This window comes from Pseudoalteromonas sp. McH1-42, assembly GCF_022347845.1.
GTDB lineage: Bacteria > Pseudomonadota > Gammaproteobacteria > Enterobacterales > Alteromonadaceae > Pseudoalteromonas > Pseudoalteromonas rubra_D.
In genome coordinates, this window is the sequence record NZ_JAKRFU010000019.1 from 156,542 (window position 1) to 167,262 (window position 10,721).

A 10,721-nucleotide genomic window follows, 5' to 3' on the forward strand; every position below is an offset into this window, starting at 1 on the left:
TTGGCCTAAAAAATATGAAGATTCGCAGCAAGTTCTCTTTGGCATCGGCGTTACTCATCTTTATGATCATTTTGGTGATCAGTACGACAACCTATTGGCTGGTCAATGCCTCTATGAAAAAGAAAACCACTGCATATGTCAGTGATTCCGCACAATTGCTGGCACTGGGTATTGATAATTGGTTGGCAGAAAAAGCAGCTTTAATTCGATTACTGCGCAGTCAGATTGAGGCTGACTTTAGCCCCGAGCAGTTTCAAAAGGGGCTCGAATCACCTTATTTTAAAGACGCCTTTTTATTGTCATTTGGTACCTTGAGCACAGAGAGAATCTTGCGTTCGAACAATCCCAACAGGCAAAACCCGCCAGATGTGGATTTTAGGGAACGAGGCTGGTATCGCTTGGCCAGAGACAAAGGTAAAACGGTGTTTACTAGCCCTTATACCGACGCAGCAACCGGTGAATTGTTGCTCTCTGTGGTTGCGCCTATTAATTCAGGCGGGCAATTTCGCGGCGCGATTGGGGGCGATCTTAGCTTAGATACCATAGCCAAAAGTGTGAATGCGGTGAACTTTGATGGCACGGGCTATGCGTTTTTAGTCGACAGTAAAGGGATTATTGTCTCTCACCAAAATGCCAAATTGAATGGCAAACCGCTCAGTAGTTTGTCGCCACAACTGAATAAATCAGCTGAAAAGACGCTATTAGAAGTGACGGTTAAAGGGGAAGCCAAGCTGCTCTATTTTTATCCGTTATCGCAGCAGTATGGGACTGATTGGTATTTGGCCGTGTTGCTGGATGAAGCCCTGGTTTTCAGTGATTTAAGAGAGCTTTCAATGAGCACATTGATGTTGGCAGTGGTGGCCATATTGCTCGGAGCCTTTTTGAGTCGGGCTTTGGCAATTCAGTTATTGAGACCGCTGAAAGATCTCAATGATGCGATCACCAATATTGCGTCGGGGAGTGGTGATCTTACTCAGCGAGTGCGAATAAAGCATGAAGATGAATGCGGCAAGGTCGCGCAGGAATTCAATCAATTTCTGGGGTCATTACATAGCCTGGTGACAGATGTGAAGCAACGTGCTGATCTGGTGGTGGCCAGTTGTGACGAAGCGAGTACGCTGGCGAATCAGTCTAGCAGTCAGCTCAATGAACAGGTACAACTGATTGAAGGGCTGGCAACGGCGATGCATGAGATGAGCACGACTTCCAGTGAGATTGCTGGTAGTGCCCAAAATGCCGCGACATCGATCACCTCGGTCAATGAAAGGGCGGCAGAAGGGCAACAGGTATTTCAGAAAACCCGTGGTGAGATCAGCGCACTGGCCGATGAAATAAATATCTCACACGAGATGAGTACACAGCTGGCGGAATACAGTCAGAGTATTGAAAATATTTTATCTGTTATAAACGGCATTGCGGAGCAAACCAATCTCTTGGCGCTGAATGCCGCCATTGAAGCTGCCCGGGCTGGTGAGCAGGGCCGGGGCTTTGCAGTGGTTGCCGATGAAGTTCGTTCTTTGGCAACCAAAACGCAAGAATCGACCACTGAAATCAAATCAATGATTGAACAGATCCAGGCATCCTCTATTCAGGTCCAAAGTGCGATGGGCAGCAGTCGTGACAAAACGTTGCTGTGTGTCGAGCAGACTGAGCAGGCTACAGGCATGTTGAATGAGATTTCAGAAGCGGTGAAAGACATCATGGACCGCAACATCCAGATCGCAACCGCGATTGAAGAGCAGAGCGTGGTGATTGAGGAAATCAATAAAAATACCTCAAATATCAATGATATTAGTGTCGAAGTGGGGAGCTTTGCCGTTCGCCAGTTTGAGTCAAGTAAAGTGCTGACGCAACATGCCCATGAACAAGAAGGGTTATTATCGAAATTCACGCTTTAGCTACGCTTCGGCAAGTTGTACACTTGCCGCATAGCAAACCGAATTAATGAGCCAGTTTTGGACAATAAGAAAAATATATGGGTGGACGCAGATGCGTGTCCTGTGGTGATCCGTGAAATCTTGTTTCGTGCCGCAGTCAGAACCCAGATCCCAGTGACATTCGTCGCCAATCAATATATTAAAACGCCGCCTTCTCCGCATATCCATAAGCTACAGGTGAGTAGTGGTTTTGATGTGGCTGACAATGAGATTGTGCGCCGTATGTGTGCCGGCGATCTGGTGATCACCAGTGACATACCATTGGCAGCTGAAGCCATTGAAAAAGGCGGGTTGGCACTGAGCACACGTGGAGAAGAGTTCACCAGAGAAAACATTCGATCGCGGCTAAATATTCGCGATTTTATGGATACCATGCGAAGCAGTGGCATGGTCAGTGGTGGTCCCCCTCCCTTAGGACAGGCTGAAAAGCAACAGTTCGCCAACAGCTTAGACCGCTGGCTACAGCAAAATAAAGGTTAATATTTGGCACCGCGCTATGGTGCCTCTCTTTGTTTAAAAATGACATCCTCTGGATTATAAATAAGCTGATACTCGGCAACCTTGATTGCGCGTTGAAAATACCATTGGATAAAAGCCGCTAAGTGACCGGCGTTTGATATCGTATTGCTAATGCCTGTGGGAATACGCAGATGACAGGAACGGTTCTTAACGACTGCGTTTTGTCTGTAATGCTGAATTGGAGAAACCATGATAAGAATAATGACACAAAGCGACTTTCAACATTTCTGGCCAACTTTTAAAGAAATCATTGAGCAACAAGAGACTTATGCATTTGACCCGGATATGTCACAACAGCAAGCTTATGCGCTGTGGTGTCAAAAAGTAGACAATGCGTATGTCATGGTCGAAGGGGATGAGATCCTGGGAAGTTATTACCTTAAGGCCAATGCCATGGGCCCCAGCAACCATATTTGCAATTGTGGCTATATGGTTGCCCCTCAGGCAAGGGGTAAAGGCATTGCTCGTACATTGTGTGAACACTCTCAAAGTGAAGCAATTAAGCTGGGATATCGTGCGATGCAGTTTAATTCGGTGGTCGCCAGTAATCAGGTGGCGGTACAGTTATGGCAAAGGTTGGGGTATCAGATTATTGGTACGATTCCAAAGGCTTACCGTCATCCCAGTTTGGGTTTTGTTGACAGTCATATTATGTATAAATGGCTTCAGTAACATTAATAATGTTATTTCATATCAATATGATAGGGTGATTTGAGGCATTGACATCTAAGCCTTGTCAGCATATATTGCTGGCAACTTTATCGACAGTCAGAGGGTAAGTTGCGCTTACTACAGGGTCTGCTCACATTAATAATGGTATTACTGATTGGTTTACAATCGGTGACTGCTGTGATCGATCCCGGCAACTTTCATCAGCCCACCAAAGCACATTTGCAAACCAATCATGTCCATGAAGAACGATATCCGGCCTCGCAAAGCGTGATCTTTGACGAGCAGGGTCACGTGATTTCTGACTGTCATCATTGTGGCCATTGCAGTGGTAGCCATACAATCTGGATGTCAGTTCGCTTGTCTCCGATTTCTGGATTGATGAAACCCGACATCCCTTTTTCATCTGCCGATACTCAGGTTCGCCGGCGTATTGAATCTCAGTTTAAACCTCCCATCGCTTAACTCTGTTTCCTCCAAACTTTTTTAGTTCTTGTTATTTTTCCGTTTGACGGATCGCTTCAATGTGCCTGTTTTAATGCAATTCAGGACAGTGCGATTGGTCATGTCGATTTTTGCCTGAAACAGACAGGCAGTGGAGTGTGGTACGTCACGCGCCACAAATGAAGAGGTTCACACTATCATGAACAAGCGTATTTTAAGTTACGCAGCGGGGCTTTTACTGATATCGCTGAAAGCCAGCGCCATCTCAAGCACAGAACCAGGTCATAATCATGATTCTGATGTTTCTTTCCAGACAGAATTACCCCATCAGCAAAGCGTGTTGCTCAGTCAAGCCCAGCAGTCACAGATCAACCTCAAGCTGATGACACTTCAGGCTCAATATGCGCAAACACCGGTTTATGCGCCGGGCGAGCTTAAAGCAAACCGTTATACCAGTTATATGGTGACGCCGCGGGTTGATTCTGTGGTAGAGCGTCGTCATGCGAGTTTAGGTCAGGTTGTCAGACCCGGGGATAAATTGGTCACATTATTTAGCCAGGATATGGCCCAGGCGCAGGCGGACTATATGATCGCAGCCAGTGAATGGAAGCGAGTTGAACGATTGAGCGATGCGAGCTTGAGCGAAAACCAGAAGCTGGTAGCCAGAGCAAAATATAAAGCGGCGCTGGGTACGTTATTGGCGATGGGTATGAGCCACTCTGCCGTTAACCGCTTAGAAGCGGGACAAACTCAGTCTCTGGGCACTTATACTCTGTCTGCCCAACGTGAAGGGATTGTGCTGGAGGACGGCTTTGTACAAGGACAGCGCTTTGGTTCAGGTGAAGCCATTATGAAACTCGGTGACGAATCGACATTGTGGGTTGAAGTCAGATTGGCCGCTACGCAGCAGCGTTTGATTAATACCGATACACCCGTTGAGATTGAGCATAATCAGCGCAGATACCCGGCAAAGGTGCTCCGGCAGGGACATACATTGGACCCATTAACGCGCACGCGGGTGGTCCGGCTTGAGGTTGATAATCGGGGCGATACATTACATGCCGGTATGTTTGTCAGTGCGTACTTTTTGTTTTCGACGGCTCAGCCCGTGATTGCCGTACCTGAATCAGCGCTGGTGCGCGATGCGGATGGCGGGTGGCAAGTGTTTGTGGAAGATGAGCAGGGTGAGTACGTTGCCACGCCCGTAAAACGGGTTGCACCGACAAAAGACGGGGTGATTATTGAACCTGTGCCGCTACAGGAAGGGACAAAGGCGATTCAATCTGGCACCCGGGTAGTGGCTCAGGGAGCATTCTTTATTGCGTCTGAAATGGCAAAAAGTGGCTTTGATCCACATAACCACTGAGGGCGAACAGGATGTTAGAGAAAATCATAAAAGGTGCAATCGCGCACCGTGTTGTGGTGCTGTTTGCAACACTGCTAGTCTTGATCGCGGCAATTTGGCAAGTACCGCGTTTGAATCTTGACGCTTTTCCGGACGTGACCAACATCCAGGTGACAGTGAATACTGAAGCCCCCGGACTCGCGGCACAAGAAGTCGAGCAGCTCATCACGTATCCCATTGAGGCACTTATGTACGCGCTGCCGGATGTTGAGCAAGTGCGTTCTATCTCCAAAACCGGGTTGTCCGGGGTGACAGTAGTCTTTAAAGAAGGGACTGATGTCTATTTTGCAAGACAATTGGTATTTGAACGCCTACAAACAGCCCGCTCTCTGATCCCGGATTCAGTCGGGATGCCGGATATGGGTCCGAATACCTCTGGGCTGGGACAAGTCTACCAATATTTGCTGGTGGCTGATCCCGATTCGGGAGTTGACGAAATGACGCTACGCAGTATCAACGACTGGCTGGTTAAACTCCTGTTGATGCCGATAGAGGGGGTGACTGAAGTGCTGTCATTTGGCGGCCAGGTCAAACAATATCAGGTGGACTTGGACCCTACGCGTTTGCTGGCATACAAATTAACTCAGTCGCAGGTACAGCGTGCCTTATCGGACAATAACCGTAATGCAGGCGGCTGGTATCTTGACCGTGCTCAGGAGCAGCTCGTGATCCGAGGTGTGGGTTGGTTTAGCAGTGGCGCACCGGGCTTAGAGCAAATTCGTCAGGTGCCCATTAAGACAATTGATGGCACCGTAGTGAGAGTGGCTGACGTCGCTCAGGTCAAACTTGGCGGTGAGATACGTCAGGGGGCGGTAACTCTGACCTTGCGAGATGCCTCTGGCCAGATAAGTTCTCGAGGTGAGGTCGTCAGTGGCATTGTACTAAAACGGATGGGTGCAAACACGAAAGCAACGATCGACGGGATAAAAAGCAAAGTGGCGCAAATCAATCGGGCGTTGCCCTCTGGGGTCGAATTCGTACCCATTTATGATCAAAGTATGCTGATTGATAAGGCCATCACTACGGTGGCTGATGCCTTGCTGCTAGCGTTTGTATTTATTGCTGTGGTGCTCTTGCTGTTCCTGCTTAATCTGAGAGCTGCCGTACTGGTGATACTCTCTGTGCCCGTTGCCATTACTCTGGCCCTGGGTTTGATGTCTTTGATGGGGATGCCTGCAAATCTGATGTCCCTTGGCGGGCTGGCTGTGGCTATTGGCATGCTGGTCGATGGCTCAGTGGTGATGGTTGAGCGGATCTTACAACAACAGGCAGCCCGGGGGGCCACGAACACCAGCACAGAGTCTTTTTCTGAGCTTGTTAGTCTGGCAGCGAAAGACGTCGCACGACCTATCTTCTTCGCGTCTGCCATTATCTTATTGGTTTTTTTGCCACTGTTTTCTTTTGAAGGGGTCGAGGCCAAATTGTTCACGCCAATGGCCAGCAGTATTATGCTGGCTGTGGTTTGTGCGGTTGTGATTGCGTTGTTGGTAATACCAGCTTTGGCTTGTTATCTGTTGAATAGTCATAGGCCATTACAGCGTCACGCTGTTTTAGAAAAAGCAGAAGGGATTTACCGGCAATCTTTGGAACTCGCGCAGCGAAACAGCAAAGCGCTACTAGTGGGAGTTTCGGCTTTGTTTGCTATGGCTGTGTATACATTGACCCAAATTGGCAGTGAATTTGTCCCTGAACTTGAAGAAGGGACGCTCAACTTGCGCGTAACACTGGCACCGTCTGCCAGTCTTGAAACCAGTTTATCCATTGCTCCTAAGCTGGAAGAAACAATACTGGGCTTTGAGGAAGTGACTTATGCACTGAGCCGCATAGGCCGGCCTGAGGTTGGCGGTGATCCTGAGCCGGTGAATAACATTGAGATCTATATCGGGCTTCGACCAGTAGAACAGTGGAAAAATGCCCGCACTCGGGATGAGTTACAAGGCAAGATTGCGTCGGCATTATCTGTCCACCCTGGCTTATTGCTGAATTTCTCTCAGCCGATAGCAACTCGGGTGGATGAATTGTTGTCAGGCGTTAAAGCCCAGCTGGCAATTAAATTACTGGGACCTGAGTTGCCGGTACTGATGCAAAAGGGGGAAGAGCTTGAACGTCTGGTCAAAGCCTTACCCGGTACCACGGATGTCGCTTTAGAGCAGCAAAGTGGTGAGGCTCAGTTGGTGATAACGCCTAAACGGGACGCATTATCCCGCGTCGGGCTATCTGTAAACGATGTCATGGACCTTGTCAGTGGAGGACTAGGAGGTAATGTAGCCGGGCAAATAGTCCAGGGTAACGAAAGATACGATATCTACGTCAGGCTGGAGGAGTCGTTCAGACGCGATCCGGCGGCAATCGAGGCGTTAATGCTCATGTCTCCAAGCGGCGCCTGGGTCAGCTTAAATGAGGTGGCTAAGGTTGAATTTGCTTCTGGTCCGGTACAGATCCGTCGTGATGATGTACAGCGTCGGATCGTTGTGCAGGCAAATGTATCTGGCAGAGACATGGGCAGCGTAGTGGCCGATATAAAAGCCAAAATTGACAGCACACTGTCGCTACCACCCGGTTATAGCATTGAATTTGGTGGGCAGTTTGAAAGTCAGCAACGTGCACAACAGCGATTGGCGATTGTGATTCCTGGTTCACTGATGCTGATGGCGGTCTTGCTGGTGCTGACCTTTAGATCGGTTTCTCAGGCGGTGCTAGTTCTGAGCTGTATTCCTTTGGGTGTTATCGGTGGCGTCTTTTCGCACTATCTGTCCGGACAGTATCTATCTGTGCCAGCTTCGGTCGGCTTTATCACCTTGTTTGGTGTTGCTGTACTGAACGCTGTGGTATTGGTAGAGAGCATTAATCAGCGGATTGCTGCGGGAGTGGAGATAACCAAGGCAATTAGAGAAGGAGCGACTTCGCGGTTGCGTCCGGTATTAATGACTGCGCTTACCTCCGCATTAGGTCTGATCCCGATCCTTTTGTCGACTGGTGTAGGATCTGAGATCCAAAAGCCGCTGGCCAGTGTTGTGATAGGTGGGTTATTTACCTCAACCTTGCTTACTTTGTTTGTGTTGCCCATTCTATTTGAGCGATTCTGCGCACGACGTCTCGCAAAGCGTCGGATTTAGTAAAAAATCAGGAAAGCCGGGCTGTGACCCGGCTTTTGCACATTACCCAGATTTAGCCGTTTTTTTATTGAGCAGGTAAACTGCGCACAGTGCACAGGCACCACCGACAGCCACGCCCAAACTCAGTCGCTCTGCGAAGTACCAGGCTGAAAGCCCCATGGCCGTCACCGGGACCACAAAGACAAAAGAGCTGGAACGATTGGGGCCCAGTTTCTGGGTTGCCAGAAAGAACACACTGGTGGCAATACTGACCACGAAAATCGATAAAAAGAGTAAATGATGCCAATAATATGCTGGGTATTGTGCTGCATCGATAAATGGATCATATCGGTAGGCAAATAAATAGCTTAGTAAAGAGGCCCAGACATACATTAGAGTACTAAAAGTAATGAAGTCTGCGTAACGAGTACCGCGTTGACTGATTAAAGTAAGAAACGCCCAGGTGAGTGATGCGAGTATAAAGTAGGCGTTGCCTGAAGCTAGTATCTGATCCAGATTGAAATGCCACACTTCTATCATTAATAGCCCGCCACCCAAGCCCAGTGCGAGTCCCACTCCCTGGAGCCTGTTGATCGCTTGACCCAATAAAACGGCACTTAGAATAAAGGTAAATACAGGATTAGAAGTGGTGACCAGCATCCCGCCTTTACCGGGCAGGCCATCGGCCAGGCCCATAAAAAACAACTGATTATAAGCTGCGAGTAAAATGCCTGCGGGTAATGACCAGAACAGAGCACGTGCATTGTAGTTCAGACTGAGCAGCTTAAATTTATGCAGTATCCACATGATTGGTAGCATGCTGATAGCCGCAAGGAACAGTCGATAGAATACGGTAACCTGGGCTGGGGCTATGTCAGCGATGATTTTTCCTGAGATCCAACTCATTCCCCAAAAAAGCATGGCTGATACGAGTGCCAGGACGATTGGCGTATCATTGGGCTGATCATTGCAAGTGGTCGTCGACATGGTGATCCTTCGATTAAAGTCAGTATGGCAGGAGGCGATAGCGTAACAAATTTAATCAAGGGTCAGTAAATGAATTATGAACATTCCCCTATATTTCTGAACTGCAAGGTTTTATTTATGCACTTTAGAGATTCAGAAAACCTTAAGTTGAGCATTCAACCTGAAGAGATAGGATTTGCGATACGGTCGTTATATCGAACCGCAGCAATATTATTATTGAAAGGAGCCAAGTATGGTGTCGTTTATCCGGTTGATTTTAATCTGGTATGTTTTATTGCCAGCACATAGCTATGCAAATTTGAATTTGGATCGGCATGCAATAGAGCAAGTAGCTAAAAGTTATTTGATTGCGCAAATCGAAGTGAGGCCAAAATTGATGGCACAAATAGCCGATGATGAGTTGGTAAAAAGAACATACTGGCGGGGCAAAACGGATGGGGAATTTGTCATGTCCATGGACAAAGCTGGGTTGGTTAAGCTTGCAGCAGAATATAACGTGTCAGGTGACCGTTTTGCAAAGCGGCCAAAGATGGAAGTGAACGTGCTGGATCTTGATGAACGAATAGCGTCAGTAAAGCTGACCACAGATGAATGGGTTGATTATATGCATTTATATAAAAATGCATCGGGGGAATGGCAGATCCTGAATGTATTGTGGCAGTTCCATCAAGTTGCAAGGCACCGTAGTGGTGGGTAACGTGCAAGAAGTCAAACTGTAATGGCCCGTAATTGCTTTTATCTGACAGAAATCTATAGTTTGCACATAGATTATTCAGTCAGGGAATGCCGCCGTGATTACCAATGTTGCAGTTACATACGAAAACAAAACATCAAAGCCAATTTTTGCCTTTTTATGTCAAAAAGGAGAGATCAAAGCGCTCACTCTAACGCAGATCTTTCCTGGCTCTACCTACAAGTTGTCTGTCGAATTTGAGGATCTAAATGATCTGGAAGTTGGCTTCGGTGACTCTTGGTCTAACCCTAAACTGGTCATGCCATTGACCGCTGTTACCGGGTGCAGTGAATTTCAGGTTTGCCTCGATGACAATAATATGATGGAAATTGAGCAATCGGGTGTTTCAGTAAAAAAGCACAAGCGCTACTTTTATGATGCGGTTTGCGTATAACTTTAAACAGAGAGTTTGTTTTGTCGTTATGGACCACTTTTTAGTGTAATTCCGTCGGCGTTTCTCTGGGGATTAATCGCTTTACAGATTCAACCGGGTTAATAAAGGGGATTATTAATACAGGAGTTTGCTTATTTTGATTCCAATCTGTATTAATTTTAACCGACTTGGTTTTATTTTGTTCGGTTGGGTGCTTTTTTTCACTTTTCCTCAAAAAAAGGGTTGTGCTGGGTTTCGTTTTCCCTATAATGCGCATCCACCGACACGGGGCACAACGCTGAAAAGCAACGAGCCAACGAGTTGGGAGTCAAATAAAACTGGGTTGTTTTGAAAAATAAATCAAACACAGCAAAGTATTGACATAAAATGGGAAGTGATTAGAATGCACAACCCTCGGCGCTAACAGCGCGGCGACATTAAGTCGCACCGGGTAACCGGATTATGTTCTTTAAAAATATGAAGCAATCATCTGTGTGGGCACTCGTACAGATTGAGTTCTAACAGCGAATTTCAGTTTACTGAATGACGCACAAAAATT

9 protein-coding genes are annotated in these 10,721 nt (G+C 47.4%); 8 read left to right on the forward strand and 1 reads right to left on the reverse strand.

Annotation, left to right across the window (positions count from 1 at the left end):
* Window positions 1-14: 14 nt before the first annotated feature.
* The 6 genes from MHN31_RS17520 to MHN31_RS17545 all read left to right on the forward strand — a co-directional run bounded on the left by MHN31_RS17520 (window position 15) and on the right by MHN31_RS17545 (window position 8,090).
* The gene (locus tag MHN31_RS17520; RefSeq protein WP_010385991.1) at window positions 15-1,898 is read left to right on the forward strand and encodes a methyl-accepting chemotaxis protein; all 1,884 of its coding nucleotides are present in this window, start codon (window positions 15-17) and stop codon (window positions 1,896-1,898) included.
* A 57-nt stretch (window positions 1,899-1,955) separates the two neighbouring features.
* Entirely contained in the window at window positions 1,956-2,417 is a 462-nt protein-coding gene (locus MHN31_RS17525) for a YaiI/YqxD family protein (protein WP_228553093.1), read from the forward strand.
* A 228-nt stretch (window positions 2,418-2,645) separates the two neighbouring features.
* Window positions 2,646-3,128: a GNAT family N-acetyltransferase gene (locus tag MHN31_RS17530; protein ID WP_239444914.1), complete on the forward strand. Its 483-nt coding sequence runs from the start codon at window positions 2,646-2,648 to the stop codon at window positions 3,126-3,128.
* A 108-nt stretch (window positions 3,129-3,236) separates the two neighbouring features.
* Window positions 3,237-3,590 (forward strand): hypothetical protein, encoded by a 354-nt coding sequence (locus tag MHN31_RS17535; protein ID WP_239444915.1) that lies wholly within the window; start codon window positions 3,237-3,239, stop codon window positions 3,588-3,590.
* Between the two features lie 178 nt (window positions 3,591-3,768).
* The gene (locus tag MHN31_RS17540) at window positions 3,769-4,935 is read left to right on the forward strand and encodes an efflux RND transporter periplasmic adaptor subunit (RefSeq protein ID WP_239444916.1); all 1,167 of its coding nucleotides are present in this window, start codon (window positions 3,769-3,771) and stop codon (window positions 4,933-4,935) included.
* A gap of 11 nt (window positions 4,936-4,946) precedes the next feature.
* On the forward strand, window positions 4,947-8,090 hold the full coding sequence (locus MHN31_RS17545) for a CusA/CzcA family heavy metal efflux RND transporter (RefSeq protein ID WP_239444917.1): 3,144 nt from the start codon (window positions 4,947-4,949) through the stop codon (window positions 8,088-8,090).
* A 42-nt stretch (window positions 8,091-8,132) separates the two neighbouring features.
* Here the strand turns inward: MHN31_RS17545 and MHN31_RS17550 are convergent, their stop codons facing one another.
* A complete protein-coding gene (locus MHN31_RS17550) occupies window positions 8,133-9,056 on the reverse strand; it encodes a DMT family transporter (protein ID WP_125563194.1) in 924 nt (307 codons plus the stop codon).
* A gap of 232 nt (window positions 9,057-9,288) precedes the next feature.
* Here MHN31_RS17550 and MHN31_RS17555 point away from each other — a divergent pair, with 232 nt between their 5' ends.
* Together MHN31_RS17555 and MHN31_RS17560 are read left to right on the forward strand one after the other, a co-directional pair.
* The gene (locus tag MHN31_RS17555; RefSeq protein ID WP_125563192.1) at window positions 9,289-9,753 is read left to right on the forward strand and encodes a nuclear transport factor 2 family protein; all 465 of its coding nucleotides are present in this window, start codon (window positions 9,289-9,291) and stop codon (window positions 9,751-9,753) included.
* Between the two features lie 94 nt (window positions 9,754-9,847).
* Window positions 9,848-10,183 carry a hypothetical protein gene (locus tag MHN31_RS17560; RefSeq protein WP_049865791.1) on the forward strand — a complete coding sequence of 112 codons (336 nt, stop codon included), beginning with the start codon at window positions 9,848-9,850 and terminating at the stop codon, window positions 10,181-10,183.
* The last annotated feature ends 538 nt before the right edge of the window (window positions 10,184-10,721 follow it).